This window comes from Streptomyces sp. NPDC048370 (assembly GCF_043200825.1).
In the GTDB taxonomy this organism is placed as follows: Bacteria; Actinomycetota; Actinomycetes; order Streptomycetales; family Streptomycetaceae; genus Streptomyces.
Window position 1 is genome coordinate 177429 of the sequence record NZ_JBICYI010000011.1, and the last position, 23109, is coordinate 200537.

At 73.0% G+C, this 23109-nt stretch carries 20 protein-coding genes; 7 read left to right on the forward strand and 13 right to left on the reverse strand.

Going from position 1 to position 23109, the window contains the following annotated elements; genetic code table 11:
• Position 1 precedes the first annotated feature (1 nt).
• A complete protein-coding gene (locus ACGFYP_RS23785) occupies positions 2 to 955 on the forward strand; it encodes a DMT family transporter (protein WP_393496926.1) in 954 nt (317 codons plus the stop codon).
• Positions 956 to 1151: 196 nt separating this feature from the next.
• Here ACGFYP_RS23785 and ACGFYP_RS23790 read toward each other — a convergent pair whose 3' ends face one another.
• From ACGFYP_RS23790 to ACGFYP_RS23840, 11 genes are all read right to left on the reverse strand, one after another.
• Positions 1152 to 2231 carry a Zn-dependent alcohol dehydrogenase gene (locus tag ACGFYP_RS23790; RefSeq protein ID WP_361964891.1) on the reverse strand — a complete coding sequence of 360 codons (1080 nt, stop codon included), beginning with the start codon at positions 2229 to 2231 and terminating at the stop codon, positions 1152 to 1154.
• A 53-nt stretch (positions 2232 to 2284) separates the two neighbouring features.
• Positions 2285 to 3676 (reverse strand): aldehyde dehydrogenase family protein, encoded by a 1392-nt coding sequence (locus tag ACGFYP_RS23795; RefSeq protein WP_393496929.1) that lies wholly within the window; start codon positions 3674 to 3676, stop codon positions 2285 to 2287.
• Positions 3677 to 3803: 127 nt separating this feature from the next.
• Positions 3804 to 4301 carry a DUF3574 domain-containing protein gene (locus tag ACGFYP_RS23800; RefSeq protein WP_393496932.1) on the reverse strand — a complete coding sequence of 166 codons (498 nt, stop codon included), beginning with the start codon at positions 4299 to 4301 and terminating at the stop codon, positions 3804 to 3806.
• Positions 4302 to 4475: 174 nt separating this feature from the next.
• Positions 4476 to 5216, reverse strand: coding sequence for a class F sortase (locus ACGFYP_RS23805; protein ID WP_393496934.1), 741 nt, complete (start codon positions 5214 to 5216; stop codon positions 4476 to 4478).
• The gene (locus ACGFYP_RS23810) at positions 5203 to 5874 is read right to left on the reverse strand and encodes a hypothetical protein (RefSeq protein ID WP_393496937.1); all 672 of its coding nucleotides are present in this window, start codon (positions 5872 to 5874) and stop codon (positions 5203 to 5205) included. The genes ACGFYP_RS23805 and ACGFYP_RS23810 overlap by 14 nt, the downstream gene beginning before the upstream one ends.
• 154 nt (positions 5875 to 6028) lie before the next feature.
• Positions 6029 to 7471 (reverse strand): CitMHS family transporter, encoded by a 1443-nt coding sequence (locus ACGFYP_RS23815; RefSeq protein ID WP_393497209.1) that lies wholly within the window; start codon positions 7469 to 7471, stop codon positions 6029 to 6031.
• Positions 7472 to 7630: 159 nt separating this feature from the next.
• A complete protein-coding gene (locus tag ACGFYP_RS23820) occupies positions 7631 to 9826 on the reverse strand; it encodes a molybdopterin oxidoreductase family protein (protein WP_393496939.1) in 2196 nt (731 codons plus the stop codon).
• A 171-nt stretch (positions 9827 to 9997) separates the two neighbouring features.
• Entirely contained in the window at positions 9998 to 10675 is a 678-nt protein-coding gene (locus ACGFYP_RS23825; protein ID WP_393496942.1) for a TetR/AcrR family transcriptional regulator, read from the reverse strand.
• A gap of 46 nt (positions 10676 to 10721) precedes the next feature.
• A complete protein-coding gene (locus ACGFYP_RS23830; RefSeq protein ID WP_393496945.1) occupies positions 10722 to 12017 on the reverse strand; it encodes a hypothetical protein in 1296 nt (431 codons plus the stop codon).
• Positions 12014 to 12862 (reverse strand): hypothetical protein, encoded by an 849-nt coding sequence (locus tag ACGFYP_RS23835; RefSeq protein WP_393496948.1) that lies wholly within the window; start codon positions 12860 to 12862, stop codon positions 12014 to 12016. The genes ACGFYP_RS23830 and ACGFYP_RS23835 overlap by 4 nt, the downstream gene beginning before the upstream one ends.
• A complete protein-coding gene (locus ACGFYP_RS23840; RefSeq protein WP_393496951.1) occupies positions 12859 to 14976 on the reverse strand; it encodes a right-handed parallel beta-helix repeat-containing protein in 2118 nt (705 codons plus the stop codon). The genes ACGFYP_RS23835 and ACGFYP_RS23840 overlap by 4 nt, the downstream gene beginning before the upstream one ends.
• A 150-nt stretch (positions 14977 to 15126) precedes the next feature.
• On the opposite strand from ACGFYP_RS23840, the gene hmgA reads away from it, so the two are divergent.
• The 3 genes from hmgA to ACGFYP_RS23855 all read left to right on the forward strand — a co-directional run bounded on the left by hmgA (position 15127) and on the right by ACGFYP_RS23855 (position 18555).
• Positions 15127 to 16449: a homogentisate 1,2-dioxygenase gene (hmgA, locus tag ACGFYP_RS23845; RefSeq protein ID WP_361964727.1), complete on the forward strand. Its 1323-nt coding sequence runs from the start codon at positions 15127 to 15129 to the stop codon at positions 16447 to 16449.
• Between the two features lie 29 nt (positions 16450 to 16478).
• Entirely contained in the window at positions 16479 to 17231 is a 753-nt protein-coding gene (locus tag ACGFYP_RS23850; RefSeq protein WP_361964729.1) for a GntR family transcriptional regulator, read from the forward strand.
• Positions 17232 to 17400: 169 nt separating this feature from the next.
• Complete coding sequence (locus ACGFYP_RS23855) at positions 17401 to 18555, forward strand: type ISP restriction/modification enzyme (RefSeq protein ID WP_393497212.1); 1155 nt, start codon at positions 17401 to 17403, stop codon at positions 18553 to 18555.
• A gap of 42 nt (positions 18556 to 18597) precedes the next feature.
• On the opposite strand, the gene ACGFYP_RS23860 is transcribed toward ACGFYP_RS23855, so the two are convergent.
• The gene (locus ACGFYP_RS23860; protein WP_393496957.1) at positions 18598 to 19314 is read right to left on the reverse strand and encodes a TetR/AcrR family transcriptional regulator; all 717 of its coding nucleotides are present in this window, start codon (positions 19312 to 19314) and stop codon (positions 18598 to 18600) included.
• A 63-nt stretch (positions 19315 to 19377) separates the two neighbouring features.
• Between ACGFYP_RS23860 and ACGFYP_RS23865 the strand changes: the two genes are divergently transcribed.
• The 3 genes from ACGFYP_RS23865 (at position 19378) to ACGFYP_RS23875 (ending at position 22365) form a co-directional block, all read left to right on the forward strand.
• A complete protein-coding gene (locus tag ACGFYP_RS23865) occupies positions 19378 to 20316 on the forward strand; it encodes an ATP-binding cassette domain-containing protein (RefSeq protein WP_393496961.1) in 939 nt (312 codons plus the stop codon).
• Positions 20313 to 21089 carry an ABC transporter permease gene (locus ACGFYP_RS23870; RefSeq protein WP_393496963.1) on the forward strand — a complete coding sequence of 259 codons (777 nt, stop codon included), beginning with the start codon at positions 20313 to 20315 and terminating at the stop codon, positions 21087 to 21089. Before ACGFYP_RS23865 ends, ACGFYP_RS23870 begins: the two co-directional genes overlap by 4 nt.
• 79 nt (positions 21090 to 21168) lie before the next feature.
• A complete protein-coding gene (locus ACGFYP_RS23875) occupies positions 21169 to 22365 on the forward strand; it encodes a CaiB/BaiF CoA transferase family protein (RefSeq protein ID WP_393496966.1) in 1197 nt (398 codons plus the stop codon).
• A gap of 172 nt (positions 22366 to 22537) precedes the next feature.
• Here ACGFYP_RS23875 and ACGFYP_RS23880 read toward each other — a convergent pair whose 3' ends face one another.
• Entirely contained in the window at positions 22538 to 22801 is a 264-nt protein-coding gene (locus ACGFYP_RS23880; RefSeq protein ID WP_361964737.1) for a hypothetical protein, read from the reverse strand.
• Between the last annotated feature and the right edge of the window lie 308 nt (positions 22802 to 23109).

The following is a 23109-nucleotide window of genomic DNA, read 5'->3' on the forward strand; positions in this document are numbered from 1 at the left end:
CATGACCGACTCCCCTGCCACTCCCGCCTCCTCCGGGGGCCCCTCCCACTCACGCCTGGCCCTCGCCGCCGCCGGTGTCACCGTCGTCCTGTGGGCCTCCGCCTTCGTCTCGATCCGCAGCGCCGGGGCGGCCTACTCCCCCGGCGCCCTCGCCCTCGGCCGGCTCCTCTCCGGGGCCCTCGTCCTCGTCGCCGTCCTGCTGATCCGGCGGGAGGGACTGCCGCCACGGGCGGCCTGGCCGGGGATCGCGGTCTCCGGGGTCCTCTGGTTCGGCGCGTACATGGTGGCCCTCAACTGGGGCGAGCAGGAGGTCGACGCGGGGACGGCCGCGATGCTCGTGAACGTCGGGCCGATCCTCATCGCCCTGCTCGGTGCCCGGTTCCTCGGCGAGAAGCTGCCTCCCCGGCTGATCGCCGGCATGGCGGTGTCCTTCGCGGGCGCGGTGGCCGTGGGGTTGTCGATGTCGGGCGAGGGGCACGCCTCGGTGCTGGGTGTCGTGCTCTGCGTGGTGGCGGCGGTCGCGTACGCGGGTGGTGTCGTCGCCCAGAAGCCGGCCCTGGCGCACGGAAGCGCCCTGCAGGTCACGACCTTCGGGTGCCTGGTCGGCGCGGTGGCCTGCCTGCCCTTCGCGGGGCAGCTGGTCGACGAGGCGGCGAGGGCGCCGCTGTCGGCGACCCTGAACATGGTCTACCTCGGTGTGTTCCCGACCGCCCTCGCCTTCACGACCTGGGCCTACGCCCTGGCCCGTACGACCGCCGGCCGGATGGGCGCGACGACGTACGCCGTACCGGCGCTCGTGGTCGTCATGGCCTGGGTATTCCTCGGCGAGCTGCCGGGGCTGCTGACGCTCGCGGGCGGGGCGCTGTGCCTGGCGGGTGTGGCGGTCTCGCGCTCCCGGCCGAAGCCTCCTTCGAAGGCACCGGCCGAGAGCGTCGAGTCCGCCAAGAGCCGCTAGGGCCTGTCCGGCGGATCAGGGTCGGATAGGGCGCGGCGTCTGGTGCGGTCCGTCGCAAGGCGCCGGAGCGTCTCGATAGCGGAGCTATCGGGGCGTTTCGGCAACGCGGCGAGGGGCCGTGCCAGGCGTCGCGGCCCCGGCCATGATCCGCCGGACAGGCCCTAGGGAGTGTCCGGCGGATCGGGCCGGGCTGCTGCTAGAAGACGACGAGCGCCCGGCCGCCCTTGCCCGCGAGCATGTTGTCGAAGGCGCCCGGGATGCCGTCCAGGGTGATCCGTTCGGTGATCAGCGCGCTCAGGTCGAGGCGGCCCGCCCGGATGTGCTCGGCGAGGACGGGCAGGTCCTCGGCCGGGTTGGAGTTCCCGTACACGCAGCCGGCCAGCGTCCGGCCCCAGTGGAAGAGCTCCAGGGCGTTGAAGGTGACCTGCTGATCCTTGCCCCCGATGCCGACGACCGTGGTGCGGCCGCCGCGCCGGGTGGAGTCCCAGGCGGTACGGATGGTGGTGGCGCGGCCGACGCACTCGACGGCCACGTCGGCGCCCTGACCGCCCGTCAGCTTCCGGACCTCCTTGGCGGTGGTCTCGGAGGCGACGACGTACTCGGTCGCTCCCGCCGCCCGGGCCAGGGCCTCCTTCTCCGGCGAGACGTCGACCGCGATGATCGGCGAGGCGCCCGCGATCCGGGCGGCCTGGAGGGTGGCGAGGCCGACGCCGCCGACGCCGTACACGACGACGGACTCGCCCTGCCGGACCCGCGCCGAGTGGTGGATCGCGCCCCAGCCGGTGAGGACGGCGCAGCCGAGGAGGGCCGCGTCGGTGAGCGGCACACCGTCCGGCACGGGCAGGACGCACCGCGCCGCGACGACGGTCTCCTCGGCGAAGGCCGCCACGTTGAGACCGGGGTGGAGGTCGGTGCCGTCCTCGGTGGCGGCGTAGACGGTTCCCGCGCCGGTCAGCGCGTCGGCGCAGAGCCAGACCTCGCCGAGGGAGCAGGGGTGGCAGGCGCCGCAGGACGGCGCCCAGTTGAGGACCACGCCGTCGCCCGGGGCGACGTGCGTGACGCCCTCGCCGACGGAGACGACCGTGCCCGCGCCCTCGTGGCCGAGGACGGCGGGGACGGGCACGCGCATGGTGCCGTTGGAGAGGGACAGGTCGGAGTGGCAGACCCCGGCCGCGGCGAGGCGGACCCGGACCTGGCCGGGGCCGGGCTCGGGCAGGCGTATGCCGGTGATCTCCAGCGGAGACCCGACGGCGGGCAGGAAGGCGGCGCGGACCACGCTCATGACGCGTCTTGCTCCTCAGGTGCTCGGAAGGGCCGGATCGGCAGGGGTCAGAACTGCAGCGACTTGGTCTGGAGGTACTCGGAGAGGCCGTGCGCCCCGAGTTCGCGCCCCACGCCCGACTGCTTGTAGCCGCCGAACGGGGCCAGCGGGTTGAAGCGGCCGCCGTTGATGTCGACCTGGCCGGTGTCCATGCGGCGGGCGAAGGCGACGGCCTCCTCCGGCTCGCCCCAGACGGCGCCGCCGAGCCCGTACACGGTCCCGTTGGCGATGGCGAGGGCGTCGTCCTCGTCCTCGTACCGCAGGATCGAGACGACCGGGCCGAAGATCTCCTCCTGCGCGATGGTCATGTCCGGGGTGACGTCCGCGAAGACCGTCGGGGAGACGTAGTAGCCGGTCTCGCGCGGGGCCTCGGGGCCGCCGGCGACGATCCTGGCGCCCTCCTCGACGCCCTTCTCGATGTAACCGCGCACCCGCCGCAGCTGCTTGGCGTTGACGAGCGGGCCGACGCGCTCCCCGGGTACGTACTTGGCGACGGCCTCGGCGGCCAGCGCCACCGCCTCCTCGTACTGGTCACGGTGGACCAGCATCCGGGCCCAGGCGCTGCATGTCTGGCCCGAGTTGCTCATGACGTTGGCGATGCCGACGGAGACGGCCTTGCCGAGGTCGGCGCTCGGCAGGATGACGTTGGCGGACTTGCCGCCCAGCTCCAGGGCGACCCGCTTGATCGCTCCGCCCGCGAGGGCGCCGATCCGCCGGCCGACGGCGGTGGAGCCGGTGAAGGAGACGAGGTCGACGTCCTCGTGCTCGGCGAGCGCCTGCCCCGCGACCGGGCCGAGGCCCGTGACCAGGTTGAAGACCCCGGCGGGGAGGCCCGAGGAGTGGACCGCCTCGGCGAAGAGCTGGGCGGTCAGCGGGGTGTCCTCCGCGGGCTTGAGGACGACGGTGCAGCCGGCGGCCAGCGCCGGGGCGACCTTGGCGACGATCTGGTGGAGCGGGTAGTTCCACGGGGTGATCGCACCGACGACGCCGACCGGCTCGGAGTGGACGGTGGAGTTGCCGACCTTCTCCTCGAAGGAGTGGGTGGCGGCGAGTTCGGCGTACGTGCCGGCGACGGCGATCGGCAGGCCGGCGTGGACGGCGGCGGCGAGCTGCGGCGGGGCGCCGAGCTCGGCGGTGACGGTGGCGGCGATCTCCTCGGCGCGGGCCGCGAGGCCGTCGCGGAGCGCGCCGATCAGCTTGGCGCGCTCGGCGGGCGGGGTGGCGGCCCAGCCGGGGAAGGCCGCGCGGGCGGCCCGTACGGCGGCGTCGACGTCCTCGGCGGTTCCGGCCGGGACGTGGGCGATGACCTGCTCGTCCGCCGGGTTGACGACCGGGATGGTGTCCGGGGAGGCGGCGGGCCGCCACTCCCCGCCGATGTACATCGCGTCGTGGCTCTTCATCCGCTGCTCCTTCGGTCCTTCGGTCGTTCGGTACGAGCTCTTCGTCGCTCTTCGCGCCGGCCGGTTCGAGATCCGGCCCCCAAACTAGCGCTGATAGTTTTCTGGCGCCAGAGCCGCTCTCGCCCGCTCAGAAGTCGGCCAGGGTCGGCTCGTCGAGCCGGGCCACGGACTCCTGCCCGTGGGCCTTTCGGTACGCCTCCCTGATCCGCTCGATCGCCGGATCGTGGAGCCTCGCCTCGGACGCCGGGTACAGCAGGATCAACTCGTAGGAACGCTCCCGCTCGATGGTGCCGTTCAGGTCGCGCCACTGTCCACGCCCGTTCTGGACAGTCAGTCCGGCCGGAAATCCGGGGGTGACCTCCTTGTCGACGAAGGCCATGAACTGCGCGTCGGTGACGGCGGGGCCACCGTCGGGGCGCTCGGTCCCGAAGAAGAGCCGGGTCTCGACGTACGCCTTGCCACGGGCCTGCGCCGTGGCGGCGGCCGGCGCGGCGGCGCTGTCGCCGAGGGTGGCGTACGCGGTGGGGGCGCCGACCGCGATCAGGAGCCCGGCGGTGGCGACGGCGACGCGGGTACGGGTGGTCGGCGGGCGGAGGGTGCGGGAGGTCGACGGGCGGAGGGGCATGGGTCACGTCCTCGGGGTGCGGGGTCCGGGGCGGGTGGGAACGGATCAGTTCTAGCGGCCCGGCCGAGCCCTCCCCTCCACACTCGCGCCCCGCCCCCCGGAAACATGGGGAGACGGGGCGCGGACTTCCCCCGTATCAGCGACGGAGGTGCCACCTCCTGCTCGGCGCCTCGCTCAGATCGTCCGGGCGATGTCCGTGAGGTGGGCGAAGACGACGATGTTCGACGTGTACCCCGTCTTGGCGTCGAAGGGGCCGCCGCACGTGAGCAGCCGTAGTTCGGGGCGGCCCGTGGAACCGTAGACCTCGCCGTCGGGGAATTCCTCCTTCGTGTACGTGCGCACCTTGTCGACCGTGAAGACGGCGACCTTGCCGTCGGCGCGGGCGACCCGGACGGTGTTGCCGGGGGCGAGCGAGTCGAGGTTGAGGAAGATGGCCGGCCCGGTGCGGGTGTCGCGGTGGCCCACGACGATCGCGGTGCCGCGCTCACCCGGGGCCGGACCGCCCGCGTACCAACCCACGATCCGCGGGTTCTCGATCGGCGGGGAGCCGAGCTGCCCGGCCCTGTCGAGGCTCAGGCCGACGACCGGGGCCTCGATGGTGATCGCCGGGATGGCGAGGCCGGTGGCACGCGAACGGGCGAGGGGCGCGGGCGGCGGGGCGGGCTTCTCGATGGCCTTGGTGCGCGCTGGCGCCTTCGGCTTCTGGTCGCGGTGCTGCCCGGGCTCGCCCGGGGCCCCGGAACCCGCCGCCGTCGCGTGCGCGGCCGGGGCGGCGACAGCCGGTGGGTCGGACGGTTCCTCGTCCTGGGCCCACCAGATGCCGCCGCCGACCAGCGACAGGGTCACCACCACGGTCCGGGCGAGCCGGCGGCGGCGCCGCTGTCTGCGCGTGGTGCGGGACCTACGCGGCGCCATCGGTGCGGCGACGCGACCGGCGGACGAGGATCAGGCCGGCCGTGCCGGCGAGGCCGGCGGCGAGGGCCGCCCCGACCCCGAAGGCGGAGCCGCTGTCGGAGGCGGGGTCGGCACTGCCGCCGCCGCCCGCGCCGACCGGACCGTGCGGGGGCTTGTGGTGGGGCGGCTTGCCGTTGCCGCCGTTGTCTCCGTTGCCGCCGGTGGTGGGCGGCTGCGTCGGGTTGGTGATGTCGTCGAGGCAGTCGACCCTGAAGACCTTGCTCTTCTTGGCGCCCTGCTGGCCCACCCAGGTCCACTCGACCTTGTACATGCCGTCGGCGAGGGCCAGGTCCGGGGTGTGCCCGTCACCCTGCGTGTTGACGGCGATCTTGCCGCTCAGGGCGACACTGTCCACGGGTGGCTGCGGTGAGACCGTCCAGGTGAGTTCCTGGAGCCCGTCGAAGTTGAAGGCGGCGAAGTAGAACTTGCAGACCTTGGGCTTGTTGCTCTGGTCGTCGAGGGACGTGCGGGGCGGGTTCGGTCCGGCGTGGTGGACCTTGACGTCGCCGTTGTCACCGGGTGCCGCGACGGCGGCGGGCGCGCCGGCCAGCGTGACGGCGCCGAGGGCGAGGGATGCGGCGGCGACGGACAGCAGGGGACGTACTGCCAGAGCGGTCATGCGGGGTTCCTCCAGTCGTGAAAGACGTCGAACGTCTCAAGCCGATAATCGGACTATCTGTCACGACATGACTACGGAGGGTGTCGATTCCCTCGCGACACCCTCCGTATTCACTCGACCGGCAGAGGGCGGGATCACCCTCGGTGGCCTCTCCCTAGATGATCCCGAAGAGAATCCCCGCCCCGAGGACCACCAGCGAGGTGAGCGCCGCCCACTTCACGGTGAACCGGGTGTGGTCGCCGAACTCGACCTTCGCCATGCCGACCAGGACGTACACGGCCGGGACCAGCGGGCTGGACATGTGCAGCGCCTGGCCGACGATCGAGGCCCGGGCGATCTCCAGCGGCGACACGCCGTGGGCCGCGCCCGCCTCCGCGAGGACGGGCAGGACACCGAAGTAGAAGCCGTCGTTCGACATGAAGTACGTGAGCGGGAGGCTGAGCACACCGGTGACCAGCGCCATGTGCGGGCCCATGCCCTCCGGGATCGCGCCCACGAGCCAGTCGGCCATGTGCTTGACCATGCCCGTGCCGGTGAGGACACCGGTGAAGACGGCGGCGGCGAAGACCATGCCGGCCACGTTGAGGACGTTCTCGGCGTGGGAGGCGATCCGGGCCTTCTGGTCGGCCATGTTCGGGTAGTTGACCGTGAGCGCGAGGGCGGCGCCGAGGAGGAAGAGCACCGGGATCGGCAGCAGTTCGAGGATCATCGCGCTGAGCAGCGCGACGGTGAGACCGGCGTTGAACCAGTACAGCTTGGGGCGGAGGGTCGACCGGTTCGGGTCGAGCCCCTGGAAGCCACCGTCGGCCGCGTCGGCCGCCTGGAAGGCACCGTCCGCCGCCTCGGCCGCCTCCGGCGGCAGGGAGCCCGTACCGGTACCTGAACCGGATCCGGAACCGGCCCCCTTCATCGCGCTCGTGCCGCCGCCCGCCTGCACCAGGACGGTCTCGGTCTGCGGCTCCAGGACCTCGTCCAGGGTGAGGTAACCGATGCGCTTGCGCTCGCGGCGGCCGAGGACGTACGCGAGGGCGAAGACGAAGAGCAGGCCCACGCCGAGCGCCGGGATCATCGGGACGAAGATGTCGGCCGCGTCGACCTTGAGCGCGGTCGCCGCGCGGGCGGTCGGGCCGCCCCAGGGCAGGGTGTTCATGACGCCGTTGGCGGTGGCGGCGACACCGGTCATGACGACCAGGCTCATCCCGAGCCGCTTGTAGAGCGGGTACATCGCCGAAACGGTGATCATGAAGGTCGTGGAGCCGTCGCCGTCGAGCGAGACGATCGCGGCGAGCACCGCCGTACCGACCACCACGCGCACCGGGTCGGCCTTGCAGAAGCGCAGGATGCCCCGGACGATCGGGTCGAAGAGGCCGACGTCGATCATCACGCCGAAGTAGACGATGGCGAACATCAGCATCGCGGCGGTGGGGGCGAGCTTCTCCACGCCGTCGATGACGTAGTCGCCGAGTTGCGCCCCCTGCCCGACGGCGACGCAGAACAGCGCGGGGATCAGCACGAGCGCCGCGATCGGCGACATCTTCTTCGTCATGATCAGGACCAGGAAGGTCGCGATCATGGCGAAGCCGAGGACGGTCAGCATGGAGGACACCTCACGTTCACCTTTGAACTCACACCGGGGCGGCTCCCGCCGGTGCGGCGGTCCGGATGACGTTAGGTGGCCTCTTCTGCCGTTAACAAGATGTTGACGCGTGAGCAATACGAGCAAAAGCCCAGGTCAACGCAGGGGGCACCGCAGTGGCTACGGCAGGGGTGCCAGCTCCACGGGGAATCCGTTGAGGACGGCGGTGCCGGAGAGCGGGTCGAGCCGGGAACCGTCGAGGAGCTGGTTGACGTTGACTCCGGGGCGGGCGGCGGCGACCGCGAGGCGGGTGCCGGGCCGGTCGTGGCCCCAGCCGTGCGGCAGGCTCACCACCCCGCTCCGTACGGTGTCGGTGATCTCCACCTCGACCTCGAGCGCCCCGCCCTCCGCCGCGATCCGGGCGGGCTTGCCGTCGGCGAGGCCCAGGCGGTCGGCGTCGGCGGGGTGGACCTGGAGGGTGCACCGGTTCGAACCGCTGTTGAGGGACGGCGCGTTGTGCAGCCAGCTGTTGTTGGAACGCAGGTGCCGGCGGCCGACGAGGACGAGACCGCCGGGCTCCACGTCGAGGGCGGCGCGCAGCCGGGGAAGGTCGGCCGCGATCGGGGCGGGCAGCAGCTCCACCCGTCCGCTGCGGGTCTTGAGGAGCCCGGGCAGCCGCGGCTCCAGGGGACCGAGGTCGATGCCGTGGGGTGCCTGGCGAAGGTCTTCGAGGGTGAGGTCGTACGGGCCGAGGCGCAGCATCATGTCGAGGCGGCGTTCGGGGCCGGTCGCGCCGCTCAGCTGCGCCGCGACGGCCTGGGGGTCGGCGCCGTGGACGGGCGAGTGGGGCTGCGCGACGGCCTTGGCGAGGGCGGTGTCGACGGCCAGGTCGTCGACCGCGGAGGGCGGGGCGCCGTGCATCCCGGAGACCGCGAGGACCAGCCGGGCATGGATCTCGCACTCGTCCATGCGTCCCTCTTCCAGAGGGACGGCGGCGGGAGTGAAACGGACCTGGTTGCGGACGGCGAAGCCGTTGAAGGCGAAGTCGAAGTGGGCGCTCCGTGAGGGCGGCGGCGGAGGCAGGACGACGTCGGCGTGGCGGGTGGTCTCGTTGAGGTACGGGTCCACGGCGACCATGAAGTCGAGGGCGCCGAGCGCGGCGTCGAGGCGCCGGCCGTCGGGGGCGGACAGGACGGGGTTGGCGGCGACGGTGATCACCGCGCGGATGCGCCCCTCCCCCTCCGTGTCGATCTCCTCGGCGAGCGCGGCCGTGGGGAGTTCGCCCTTGGCCTCGGGATGGCCGGAGACCCTGCTGGTCCAGCGGCCGAGCGCGAAGCCCTTGCCGGGGCCGGCCGGTCGGGGCGCGGGGGCGGTGGCGGAGAGCGGGAAGAGCGCGCCGCCGGGGCGGTCGAGGTTGCCGGTGAGGACGTTGAGGACGTCGACGAGCCAGTTGGCGAGGGTGCCGTACGCGACCGTGGAACTGCCCATCCGGCCGTAGACGGCGGCCGTGGGCGCGGCGGCGAGGTCGCGGGCGACGGTACGGATGGTGGCGGCGTCCAGGTCGCAGGCGGCGGCGACGGCCTCGGGCGTGAAGTCCCGTACCGCTTCCCGTACGTCCTCGATGCCCTGGACGTGGTCCGCGAGCGGGCCCGGGTCCGTGAGGCCCTCCGCGAAGAGGGTGTGGACGAGCGCGGCGAGGAGGAGGGCGTCGGTGCCGGGGCGGATGGCGACGTGGCGGTCGGCGAGCCGGGCGGTGCGCGTGCGGCGCGGGTCGACGACGGTGAGGGTGCCGCCGCGCTTGCGCAGCGCCTTGAGCTTGCCGGGGAAGTCGGGGGCGGTGCAGAGACTGCCGTTGGAGTCCAGCGGGTTGGCGCCGAGCATCAGCAGGTGGTCGGTGCGGTCCAGGTCCGGGACCGGTATGGCGAAGGGGTCGCCGAAGAGCAGTCCGCTGGAGACGTGCTTGGGCATCTGGTCGAGGGTGGAGGCGGTGAACAGGTTCCGGGTGCGCAGGGCGCCGATCAGCAGCGGCGGGTAGAGGGCGCCGGCCATGGTGTGGACGTTCGGGTTCCCGAGCACGAGGCCCACCGCGTTGGGACCGTACGTCTCAATCAGGGGCCTGATCCGGGCGGCGACGGTGTCGAACGCCTCCTCCCAGGTGGCCTCCTGGAGCCTGCCGTCCTTGCGCACGAGAGGCCCGGTGAGTCGGTCGGGGTCGGCGTCGACCTCGCCGAAGGAGGCGCCCTTGGGGCAGATGAAGCCCTGGCTGAAGACGTCGTCACGGTCCCCGCGCGCGCCGGTGATCCTGGTGCCGTCGAGGGTCAGGGTCAGCCCGCAGGTGGCTTCGCAGAGGGGGCAGATACGCAGGGCGGTGGACATGGCGACTCCCTGGAGCGGCGGCGGTGGCGCGCGGGCACCAGCGAGCATACCGACCGGTACGGACGGTGGGGAGGGCCGGGCGGCTCGGGAAGGGCAGCCCGCCGGCTCGGGGAAGGTCCGCCGGCTCGGGGAAGGTCCGCCGGCTCGGGGACGGCCGTCAGCTCGGGGAGTTCAGCTCAGCGAGGGCGCGAGATACGCGTAGAGGAGTTGCCGCGTCTCGGCGATGAGCGCGGGGTCACCGGACGGGGCGGTACGGAAGGCGAGTTGGAGCAGCGCGTCGGCCGCCTCGACCCCGACGAGGACCTTGCGGCGCAGGGCCTCGTCGGCGGTGCGGCCGAGGTGGGCGGCGAGGAGACCGCAGAGGCGGTCGGCGACGAGATGGTTGGCGTCGCCGCCGGAGCCGCCCGGGGAGCCCCCGCACTCCGCATCCGCCTCGGCGCCCTCGTCGACTTCGGCGGCCTCGTCGACGGTGGGCGCGGGGACGCCGAAGTCGACGAGGGCGAAGCCGGGGACGGTGCGCTTCATCGCGATGTACTCGTCCAGGACGCCGTCGATCGCGCTGTACGCGTCGACCCGCCCGGTCGCGGCGAGGCGGGCGGAGATCCGCTCGGCGTAGCGGTCGAGGTTGCGGTGGGCGAGGGCGTCGGCCATCGCGCGCTTGTTGCCGAAGAAGCGGTAGACGGAGCCGATGGGGACGCCCGCGCGCACGGCGACCGCGCGGGTGCTCAGCTGCTCGTAGCCGGTCTCGTCGAGGAGTTCGGCGCAGGCGTCGAGGATCCTGGCGAGGCGCTCGGCGCTGCGCTGCTGGACGGGGGTGCGGCGGAGGGATGGCTGGGGCACGGGGTCCATGATGCCGCTCCGGTCCTGGTCGGGTCAGGCGGTGAGCCCGGTCGGGTCAGGCGATGAGCAGCCCGATGCCGCCGAGGGTGTACGCGATCATCAGCGCGAACAGGGGGAGTTGGCCGGCCACGGCCTTGGCGGGCGGGAAGAGGCGCACGGCGCGGTCGTGGGCGGCCACGACGCCCAGGACGTGGCCGGTGACGATGGCGCCGACCTGGAGGGTGGCGAGGGCGCCCGGGGTCAGTGGTGGGGCGGGCGCGGGGGCGTTGTCGGTGCCCACTGTCATGATGACGGTACGTGGCCCTTCGGTGACGAAGAGTGTGAAGTAGTGGGCGACGAGGTAGCCGAGGGCGATGGGCAGGAGGGAGTGGGCGAAGGAGGTGAGAGGGGTGGTGAGTTCGCGGGACATCAGGCGCAGGGTGCCCGCGCAGAGGCCGTAGAGGGTGGCGACCAGGGCGACGGCGGCGAGGAGGCCGAGGGTGGCGGTGGTCGTCGGACCGAGGGGGGAGGTCTGGAGGGTGGTGATCCAGCGAGGGTTGTCGGAGAAGCCGTCGTAGGCGGTGGAGCCGAGGAGGACGCAGACGGTGGCGACGAGGCCGGGAGTCTGCGGGGTGGAGTCGAGGCTGTTGAAGGGGGAGCGCAGGACGAGTCGGCCGTCGGCCCGGCGGCCGAGCGGGGAGAGCCGGGCGAGGAGGGCGGAGTAGACCTCGAAGGGGTCGGCGTGGGCGAACCATGCGGGGCCGTGGCGGGCGGCGCCGAGGAGGCCGGCGGCGGTGACGACGGCGAGGAAGACCAGGAGGGTGGTGGTGGACGCGGGGGCGGGGGCGGCGAGTTCGAGCCAGGCGAAGAGGAGGAGTCCTGCGGCGGCGGGGCGGATGCCGAGGCCGGCCGGCACGGGCCGTGGGTTCCGGGGAGCGGGGAGCAGCGCGTGGAGGGCGCGCAGGGGGTTGAGGAGGCGCCAGACGGGCCCGAGGAGGAGCGAGGCGGGGACGAGGCCCACCCAGAGCAGGACGTAGACGGCGCCGGGGGCGGGGTTGCGGTCGGGGTCGTCGGGACCGAGGAGGAGGTGGAGCAGGACGGCCGTGGCGGCGGCCGCGCCGACGAGGCGCAGGGCGGTGCGGGTGGCCGGGGCGTCGGCGAGGCGCTGGACGGCGGCGGGCAGTGGGCGGCCCGCCCGGTCGCCGCGGAACCGGGAGGCGGGCCAGAGCAGGCCGAGGGCCAGGAAGGAGACGAAGAGCGCGGCGAACGCGCCCGCGTAGGCGTAGAAGGGCGAGAGAGGGAGGTCGTGCTGGGAGCCGATGCCGTGGGCGAGGAGCTGTGCGGGGGCCAGGGGGTGCGCGGGGGCGGTCACCGGACGACGAGCTGGGTCAGGAGGAGCCCCGAGCCGTGGGTCTCGACCTCGAAGAGACCGGTGCGGTCGGCGGTGAAGGTGAGGGTGCCGGGTTCGCCGGGGGTGAGGGGCAGTTCGCGGTCGTAGCCGTGGACATGGAGGGTGTCGGCGCGGTCGGCGGTGACGCGGAGGGTGAGCTGCTCGCCCTTCTTCAACTCGATGCGGGAGGGGGGTGGTTGGACGGCCTTGCCGGTGACGGTGATCTCGACGGTACGACCGGGGGCGGGAGCGGTGGTCCTGGGCGGCGCGGCCGTGGGAGCCGCGGTGGCCGTCGGAGGGGTGCCGGGGCCGGTCGCCGGCGGAGGGATGGCCGCCGCGGAGGCGGTGGTCGTGGCGAGAGGGACGGTGGCTTCGACCGGCTTGCCCGCGACCGCCCAGACGGTGTGGTCGTCGGCGTGGAGCCGGACGGTGACCGAGCGGGCGCCGGGCGGGACGTGGTGCCAGGGGGCGTAGGCCCGCCCGATCTCCTTGCCGTCGACGAGGAGCCGGGCGTGGCCGCGGCCCGGGATGGCCGCGCCGCCGACGCTCTCGGGGGTGAAGCGGAACCTCTCCACGGTGAGGTGGATGTTCCAGCCGCCCTCGGTGTCGGACCGCGCCTCGACACGGACCGAAGGGGCGCCTTCGGCCGGCACCTCCCGCAGTCGGTGCCCGGACTCGTCCCTCGCCGCGAGCAGGGTGCCGCTGCCTCCGGTGGCCTCCTGGTGGCTGGTGCCCGGCTTGTGGTGGGTCGTCGCCCGGCCGCCGCACCCGGCGGCGGTCAGGGCGACGGCGAGGACGACCCCGGCCCACGCGCCCGCCCGCCTCACGACGCACCCCCGTCGTTCGCCCCGTCTCCCGCCTCGCGCGCCGCCGCGGTGACCGGGGTCGGACCCGGGGCCGGGGCGGGTTCGTGGTCGTCCGCCTCCCCGGGGGCGCGACGGCCTGCGGCCACCACCGCCCACAGCACCCACACCACCGCGAGGAGCCCGCGCAGCCAGGCGGGGCCGAGGGGGATCCAGGGGATCATCAGGACGGCCTTGTCGAAGGCGTCGAGGAGGGTGAGGGCGCCGAGCGCGAGGGTGGTCCAGGCGAACGCGGGGCGGGTCGGGCGGAAGGCCAGGCCCAGGACGGTCCACCAGGCGCCGATCAGGAGCAGCGCGAGCGCGGGGAGCGGGCCGGAGGACAGGCCGAGGGTGGAGCCGACGACGTCCAGGGCCAGGCCCACGAGGCCCAGGAGGGTCGCGACACCCGCGAGCCGGTGGCCCCGCAGCCTGCGCCACCACAGGGCGCCGCCCACGAGGGCGAGGACGACCGCGATCCCCAGGGCGAGCTGGGTCTCCACGCGCTGGATGCCCCGCGCGCCGTACCAGTCGCAGCCGGCGGGCAGCCGCCGCGCCTGGACGTCGTAGTCGGCGCACACCAGGAGGTGGGCGAGCTTGGCCGGTTCGCCGACGAGCCGGTCGGTGTTCCCCGAGACCTCGCCGCGCCGCTTCCCGCACTCGGGCAGGGAGCCCGGGTTCGACGCCCCGGACGGCAGGCCCTCCGCCTGCCAGCAGTTGCCGCCGCCCTGCCCGTCCCACCACACGTCCGCGCGGTTGGGCCGGGAGGCGCCGGAGCGGTCGACGCCCAGGTGGTTGCCGGCGTAGCGGTTGTGGTGGGAGGTGTCCGTCTGCTTGCCCCAGGCGGACTCGCCCCGGATGAAGGCGGGGACGGCGCTCAGGAAGAAGGCCGCGCGCTGGTGTCCGTACACCCAGTTGTTCTCGTACAGGTTCCAGTTGCCGCCCGCCGTGATGATGCCGGTACCCGGCGGCATGGAGATCTGCGGGCAGACGACGCCCTGTTCGTAGCCGCGCTCGACCGGGGGCTTGGCGCAGGTGCCGTCGGCGACGTACCGGTAGTAGTTCTGGTTGTTGTCGTGAATCAGGTTCCGCTCGAAGCGGGCGTGGTTCTGCGGGAGTCCGGGGTGGCCGGGGAAGGCGGAGTCCATGGAGGCTCCGCCCATGTTGTGGTCGAACTCGTTGTCGTGGACCCACACCGAGTCCCCCGCCGTGCCGCTGTATCCGACCATGTTGTGGTGGCTGCGGCAGCCGGTGATCTCGATGGAGTAGCGCGGGACGTCGTAGCCCCGGCCGTCGTTGATGTCGGAGGCCGAGCCGGGGTAGATGCCGGAGTCGCCGTTGCCGTACGACTCGCAGTTCTTGTAGAGGCCGTGGTCGGAGGCGAAGGTGAGGAAGCCGTACTCGTCGTTCCACCGCGTGAGCACGTCGTCGATGACGAAGCCGTCGGCCGCGAGGACGTACAGCGAGTTGAATGTGGTGCGCTGCGCGGTGAAGTTGCGGAAGTAGATGCCGTCGGAGCCGTCCGCGCGCAGGGCGTTGAGCTTGGTGTACTTCGCGTCGAACACGACGTCCGTGCGGGAGGCGCCGGTGCCCTCGATCTGGAGGTTCTTCTTGCCGAGGATGGCGACCAGGTTCTGGTTGTGCGGGCACTGCTTCTGCTGCTCGTACGACAGGATCTGGTAGCCGAGCGCCGACTTGGGGGCCTTCAGCGCGGCGCAGGCGCCGGTCGGCGCGGGCTGCGAGGGCTCCTCCTCGTACAGGCCTGGCAGGACGGCGATCGTCGTCCCGGGCCGGTCGACCGCGTCGACGGCCTCCTGGAGATGGCGGAAGCCGCTGCGCGCGCAGCGGTCGAAGAGGGCCAGGTTCCGTGCCTTCAGCTCGGCCGGGAAGGCGGAGACACGGCGGGTGAAGTCGGCCCGGTCCGTCTTGCAGACCAGGAGATCGGGCTCCCCGGTACGGAGCGTCGGCACACTGCCGGATCCGTCGGGGAAGGTGACGGGCCGCTCTTCGTGGGCCTGGGCCCCGGGGGCGGTGACAAGGGCGGCGGCGAGCGCCGCGAGAACGACCGAGAGCGCGACAAGGAGCCTGCGGGTCCACGACATGCGCGTGAGAGTAGAGCATTGTTCATCTTTTGGAACCCCTCGTGCACGCATCACGTCGAACCGAGACCTTGGCGCCCCGTTGACGCGGACGGGGGCGGAATCCTACGGTCATGCATAGGATTGTTTTGGGCGTCAGGACAGGAGCGTGCGATGACCACGGAGAACACCGAGCGGGCGAGGAAGACGGCCGACGGACTCCAGTACTCCACCGGCTTCGGCAACGAGCACAGCTCCGAGGCGATCCCCGGCGCCCTGCCGCACGGCCGCAACGCGCCGCAGCGCGCGCCCCTCGGCCTGTACGCGGAGCAGCTGAGCGGCAGCGCGTTCACCGAGCCGCGCGCCCACAACCACCGCTCGTGGCTCTACCGGATCCGCCCCTCGGCCGCGCACCCCCCGTTCACCCGGATCGAGAACGGCGCCGTCCGCTCCGCGCCGTTCACCGAGACCGTCCCCGACCCGAACCGGCTGCGCTGGAACCCGCTCCCCGACCCGGCGCCGGCCACGGACTGGCTGGCCGGCCTCTGGACGCTCGGCGGCAACGGCGACGCGACCCAGCGCACGGGCATGGCCGTGCACCTCTACCACGCGAACGCCTCCATGGAGCGGGTCTTCAGCGACGCCGACGGCGAGCTGCTGATCGTCCCCGAGCGCGGCGACCTGCTCCTCCGTACGGAACTGGGCCTGCTCGCCGTCCACCCCGGCGAGGTCGCGCTGATCCCCCGTGGCGTCCGCTTCCGCGTCGAACTCCTCGACGCCACCGCCCGCGGATACGTCTGCGAGAACTACGGGGCGCCCTTCCAGCTCCCCGACCTCGGCCCGATCGGCGCCAACGGCCTGGCGAACGCCCGCGACTTCCGCGCGCCCGTCGCCGCGTACGAGGACGTCGAGGGCCCGGTCGAGGTCGTCAACAAGTTCTGCGGCAACCTCTGGTCCGCGACGTACGACCACTCCCCGCTCGATGTCGTCGCCTGGCACGGCAACCACACCCCGTACGTCTACGACCTGCGCCGTTTCAACGTCATCGGGACGATCTCGTACGACCACCCGGACCCGTCGATCTTCACGGTCCTCACCTCGCCGACCGACACCCCCGGCCTCGCGGGCGTCGACTTCGTGGTCTTCGCCCCGCGCTGGCTGGTGGGCGAGGACACCTTCCGGCCGCCGTACTTCCACCGCAATGTGATGAGCGAGTACATGGGCCTGATCGAGGGCGCGTACGACGCCAAGGCGGAAGGCTTCGTCCCGGGCGGCGGCTCGCTCCACAACATGATGTCCGCGCACGGACCCGACCGGGAGACCTTCGACAAGGCGAGCGCCGCCGAGCTGAAGCCGCACAAGATCGACGACGGTCTGGCCTTCATGTTCGAGACCCGCTGGCCGGTGACGGCCACCGCCCAGGCGGCCGGCGCCGACCACCTGCAGAGCGCCTACGACGACGTATGGCAGGGTCTGGAGCGCCACTTCCGGCCGTAGAGTCTCGTTGCCGTCGTACGGAGAACGCCGTGACCGCCTTCGCTCCCGACTCGCTGGTCCTGAACCGCAAGCTGCCGCTCTGGTATCAGGTCTCGCAGTCGCTGCGCGCCTCCATACTGGGCCGCACGCCCGACGCCTCGCTGCGGCTGCCCACCGAGGAGCAGCTCGCCGCGCACTACGGCGTGAGCGTGCTGACGATGCGCCAGGCCCTCAAGGAGCTGGAGGAGGAGGGCCTGATCAGCCGGCACCGGCGGCGCGGCACCTTCATCGAGCCGGGCGCCCGGCGCGCCTCCCCGCGCCGGCTGCTCGGTTCGATCGACGCGATCGTGGCCCAGCAGTCCGGCGAGCGGACGACCGTCCTCGACCACGGCACCGAGCCGGTCCCCGGCGAGCTGGCCGAGTTCTTCCCCGACGTCACCGAGGTGGTCGCCTACAAGCGACTGCGGCGCGACGGGGAGAGCGGCGAGCCCACCAACTGGGCGGAGAACGCGGTACGTCCGGACGTGGCGGCCGGTCTCGACCCGGCCGATCTGGAGCGCTGGCCGATGACGAAGGTGCTGCGGGACGTGGTGGGGGTCCGGATCAGCAGGATCACGGACACGGTCGAGGCCCGGCTCGCCGACCCGGAGACGGCGACCCTCCTGCAGGTACCGCTGCTCTCGCCGATCCTGCACTACACGGGCGTCACGTACGACGAGGAGGGCCGGGTGGTGGACGTGGCCCGGATCCGGTACCGGGGCGACCGCTTCTCCTTCACGGTGACGGTCGAGGCGTCGCACTGAGCCACCGACCACCGTGGCTGTGGCCGTGGCCGTGACCCGTGGCCCGTGGCCCGTGGCCCGTGGCCCGTGGCCGTGAAGGCACGCTGGAAGCACACCGAGCACGCTCGCTAGCATCCGGGGCGTGACCGAAGACGTACCGCTGGACGACGCGCCCCTCCTGGACGAGCTGATGCCGTGGTCCGTCGCGCCGCTGCGGCTCGGCCGGTCCTGGATCGTGGCGCCTGACGTCCGCACCCTGCGCGAGCGCTGGAACCGGCTGGTCGCCGCCGACGCGGAGGAGCGCGAGGAGCTGTTCCGGCCCAGCCGGGCGCGTACGCCGTCGAGTTCGGTGGCCGCGCTGCCCGGGCAGCGGACCGGCACGGTCCGGTTCGCCCGCGAGACGGGGCCGTGCCCGGAGCCGGTACGGCTCGCCCACGGCCCCTTCGACGAGCAGTGGCTGCTCCCCGATCACCGGCTCATCGACGTCGCGCGCCCCGAGCTGTGGCGGGTCGCCGACGCCCACCAGCTCTTCGCCGTCGAGCAGGGGTACGTGCCGGGCGCGGCCGGCCCCGCGCTCCTGGTGACGGCGGCGCTGCCCGCGGGCCGCTCCCCCGCGGGCCGGCCTGGCCGGATCCGTCCGCTCTTCCGCCGCCCCGGGGGCGAGGAGCCGAACCTCGCGCCCGGCCTGCTCCCCTGGCTGAGCGAGCGGTACGGGACTCGGGTCACCGCCCCCGACGTGCCGGCCTGGGCCCTGGCCGCCGCCCGCCCTTCCCCGAAGGGCTGTCGCGTCCCGCTCCCGGCGGACCCGGACGTCTGGGCGACGGGTGTGGAGCTGGGCCGCCGGCTCACCGACATCCAACTGCGGGGCGCCCGGGGCGGCGAGCGACCCCGGCTGCCCGGCGGCCGGCGCCCCTACGTCCGGGCGCCGATCCCGGCCCGGCCGACCACGCTCGCGTACGAGCCCGGGGAGGAGGCCCTGACCCTCGACGACGGCAGGATCTCGCCCGTCCCCGCCGAGGCCTGGGAGTTCCACGTAGGGGGCGTACGGATGCTGGAGCAGTGGTTCACGCACCGGACCGCGCCCGCCGAGCCCGGCGCCCTGGAGGCGATCGGCCCGGCGGCCTGGCCGCAGGAGTGGACCTCCGAACTCCTGGAGCTCGTCACCGTGCTCGCGCTGCTCGCCGCGCGGGACGGGGAGCGCGCGGCGCTGACGGAAGGGCCCCTGCTGCCCCGGGCGGCGCTGCGCGAGGCGGGTGTCCTGCCCGTACCGGACACGGCCCGCCGCCCCGCCTCGGTCCTCGACCATCAGGAGGAGGGCCCGGAGGGCCAGTTCGCGCTGCTCTAGGGCGTGTCCGACCCTGATCCGCCGGACAGGCCCCAGGGCCGTCTACGCCTGGACGAACGAGTCGAGCGCGCGCCCCAGCGTCCGGTCGAAGATCTCCTCGGGGTCGAGGCGCTCGACCCCGGCCGCACCGAACACGGCGGCCAGCCGGGGGTAGGCGCCTCCGGCGAGCCGCTCCATCAGATAGGCCCCGCGCACGGCCTGTTCCTGCTGCTCCGACCAGGGCAGTCCGCGGGCGCGCTCGGCGAGGGCGAGTTCGTTGGCGACGATCGTCATCACGGTGCCGTTGACGGTCGCGATCAGCTCCATCTTGGTGCCGCCCGGCAGGTCGAGACCGTCCAGGCAGGCCAGGCACCCTTCGAGGAAGCGCAGGGCGTTGGGGCCGAAGGCGTACCCGGTCGTCATCAGCCTGATCACCCACGGGTGGCGGTGCAGGATGCCCCGGGCCTGTCGGCCGACGTGGAGCATGTCCGCGCGCCAGTCCCCGCTCGGCGGGTCGGGGAGCTCGTACTCGCCGCTGACGGCGTCGACCATCAGCTCGTACAGATCCTCCTTGCGCGGCACGTAGTTGTAGAGCGACATCGTGCCGCAGCCGATGTCGGCCGCGATCCGCCGCATGGAGAGCGCGTCGATGCCGTCGGCGTCGGCGATGCGGACGGCGGCGGCCACGATGTCGGCCCTGCTGTACGCCGGTTTCGGGCCACGGCCCGTCCGCTCGGGGCGCGCCCAGATCACTTCAGGTTCGGCCGCTCGGCCCGCCATTGATCATCACCTCGCCCACCATCGTAGTTACGTACAGCGTACGTAGTGGGGTATGGTCGGGCCATGACTACTACGTACGCTGTACTTAGTGAGGGGCTGCAGAAGCGTTACGGCGAGGTCCATGCCCTGCGCGGGCTCGATCTGGCGGTCCCCGAGGGCACGGTCTGCGGCGTCCTCGGCCCCAACGGCGCGGGCAAGACGACGGCCGTACGCGTCCTCACCACGCTGGGCGCCCCCGACGCGGGCAGCGCGCGGGTCGCCGGGTGCGACGTGGTGCGCGACCCGGCGGGGGTACGGAAACGGATCGCGGTCACCGGCCAGTACGCCTCGGTCGACGGCGACCTCTCGGGGGCCGAGAACCTCCGGCTCTTCGCACGGCTGCTGCGCGCCCCGCGCGCCCGCGCCGACGAGCTCCTTGACCAGTTCGGGCTCACGGAGGCGGCGGGGCGGCCCGCGCGCACCTACTCGGGCGGGATGCGCCGCCGGCTCGACCTCGCGGCGAGCCTGCTCGTGCCGCCGGAGGTCCTCTTCCTCGACGAGCCGACGACGGGACTCGACCCGCACAGCCGGAACGGGATCTGGGACGCCGTACGGGGGTTGGCGTCCCGGGGCACGACCGTGCTGCTGACCACGCAGTACCTGGAGGAGGCCGATCAGCTCGCCGACGACATCGTGCTGATCGACGAGGGCCGGGCGGCCCATCGCGGCACTCCGGCCGAGCTCAAGGCGATGATCGGCAGTTGGGCGGAGGTGGTGGTCGCCGACCCCGCGCTGCTCGACGCGGCGGCGGCCGTGCTCGACCATCTGACCGGCTCCGCCCCGGTCCTCGACGCGGAGCGCCGCACGGTCGGCGCGGTCACCACCGACACCACGCTGACCCTCCCCCGGATCGTCCGCGAGATCGACGCGGCCGGGGTCCACATCGTCGACGCCTCGCTGCGTCCGCCCACCCTCGACGAGGTGTTCCTGCGCCTCACCGACCGGAAGGAGCTCGTCGCATGAGCGCGCTCGCCCACGACGGGGTCGCGATCCTGGGCCGTCATCTGCGGAAGGTCCGCCGGGCCCCGGCGATCACCGTCATGACCCAGACGATGCCGATCGTCTTCCTGCTCTTCTTCGGGTACGTGTTCGGCAGCGCGCTCGCCATGCCCGGCGCCGACTACCGGGCGTACCTGGTGCCGGGCCTGCTCGTGGCGACGGCGGCCGGCGGCGTGATGACGGGGATGTTCCAGGCGGCGCAGGACGCGCACCGGGGCGTCATGGACCGCTTCCGGACGATGCCGGTCAGCCGGGCGGCCGTACCGCTGGGACAGGCCCTCGCCGATCTGCTGACCAGCGCGGTCGGCATGGTCCCGATGATCCTGGTCGGGCTCGCCATGGGCTGGCGGATCGAGGGCACCGCCCTGGAGGCACTGGGGGCGTTCGGGCTGCTGCTGCTCTTCCGCCTCGCGGCGACATGGGTGGGGATCCTGCTCGGTCTCGCCTCGCAGAGCGAGGAGGCGGCCGGCCAGCTGGGCAGCGCCACGTTCATGCTGCCGCTGCTCTCCAACGCGTACATCCCGACCGAGAACATGGCGGGCTGGCTGCGGACGGTCGCCGAGTGGAACCCGATCTCGGCGGTCACGACGGCGGTACGGGACCTCTTCGGCAACGCGCCGGTCCCGACGGACGCCGCCTGGCCGGTGGCCCATCCGGTGGCGGGTTCGCTGCTCTGGTCGCTCGCACTGATCGCGGTGTTCGCACCGCTGGCGGTACGGCGGTACGCACGGAGGTGACCCGTGGGGCGCGCGTGACGGGAGGGCGTGACGAGAGCGACGGTGACAAGCCGCCGGGCGCAGGGTAGGCAGGGCATTCATGAGCACTCAGCCACTCCCCCTGGAGGGGATCACGGTCGTCGCGGTCGAACAGGCCGTCGCCGCCCCCTTCGCCACCCGCCAGCTCGCCGATCTGGGCGCCCGGGTCATCAAGATCGAGCGCCCCGACGGCGGTGACTTCGCGCGGGGTTACGACACGGCGGCCCGGGGGCTCGCCTCGCACTTCGTCTGGTGCAACCGTGGCAAGGAGTCGGTGGCCGTCGACCTCAAGGACGGGCGCGGTCTCGACCTGGTCCGCCGGCTCGTGGCCGGTGCGGACGTCTTCGTACAGAACCTGGCGCAGGGGGCGGCGGCACGGCTCGGCCTGGACGCGGCGACCCTGTGCGCCGCGCATCCCCGGCTGATCGCGGTCGACGTCTCGGGGTACGGGCCTGGCGGGCCGTACGCGCACAAGCGGGCCTACGACATGCTCGTGCAGTGCGAGGCGGGGCTCGTGTCGGTGACCGGGACCGAGGAGCAGCCGGTGAAGTCGGGGATCCCGGCGGCCGACATCGCCGCCGGGATGTACGCGTACGCGGGGGTGCTCGCCGCGCTCGTGCGGCGCGGGACGACGGGGCGGGGCGGTCCTGTGGAGGTGTCGCTGCTCGACTCGCTGGCCGAGTGGATGGGGCATCCGTTGCACCACGGGATGCATGGAGGCGAAGCCCCGGCGCGCACGGGGCTCGCGCACGCCGTCATCGCGCCGTACGACGCCTATCCGACGGCCGACGGGAGCCTGGTGCTGCTCTCGGTCCAGAACGACCGCGAGTGGCGGCGCCTTGCGGAACGGGTGCTGGAGCGACCTGACCTGGCGGACGATCCGGCCTTCGCGACGAACACGGCCCGGGTGGCCGGCCGTGCGGCGACGGACGCGGTGGTGGCCGGGGCGCTGGCGCCGCTGACCGCGGCGGAGGCGCTGGCGCGGCTGGACGCGGCGGGGATCGCGTGCGCCCGGTTGAACACGGTGGCGGACCTGGCGGAGCATCCGCAGCTTGCGGCGCGGGAGCGCTGGCGGGAGGTGGAATCGCCGGTGGGGCCGTTGCGGTCGCTGCTGCCGCCGGTGGTCTTCCCGGACGGACCGGATGCCCGGATGGACCGCATCCCCGCTCTGGGCGAGGACACGGATGCGGTGCTCGGGGAGCTGGGCGTCACCCAGGAGGAGCTGCGGGCGCTACGGATGGACGCTGTCGTCGCGTGAAACAGGCGTTGCGGGCGCGGCGGGTGTGACAGGTGCGCGGGCGTGCCGACCCTCAGGGTCGGCAGGGTGGGCGCCCGCCGTCGTTCGGGTTGTGACCACCTTCCCCCAGGGCTTCACCTGGGGGATCCCCAGCCCTGCGGAACGTATGCCCACAACCCTTCCGGGTGGGCGACTAGCCTCTGCTGCCGAACAGGCTGCGGCGGAGGCGCCGCAGAGGGGCGAAGAGCGAGACGCGCGCGCTCTTGCTGCGGCGGGTCTGCGTGATGTCGCGCGAGGTCAGCTCGCGCATCAGCAGCGTCGCCTCGGCCGCTTCGCGCTGAGGCACGACGGGGCCGCCGAGCACCGCGAGATGACGGTCGAGCCGCGAACTGGTCGCACTGCTCCCGCATGTGATGGCAGGCACTCGCGGCCTGCTGCGCATTGCTATCTGTTCCATGACACTCCCCACCCTAACGAGGGCACCCGGCCCGGGCAGGTTAACCCTATCGCTCCGCTGTGACACTCGTGTATCCCGACGGCAGGATTCACCGCACTCGTACGGGGGTTGACGACTACTGTCCGAATCCATCTGATTCCAGGGTGAGTTGGACAGGTCTCGAACACCTGCCGAACCGTCACGAACCATCCTGCACGCAAGGACGTCAGCCGTGGTCCGCTGACGGTGTGTGATCTCCGCCACCAAGATCACTTCGCGATTCCGGGGCGGTGTTCGAAGTCCGCGACCCGGGGGCAGAAATGCTCCAC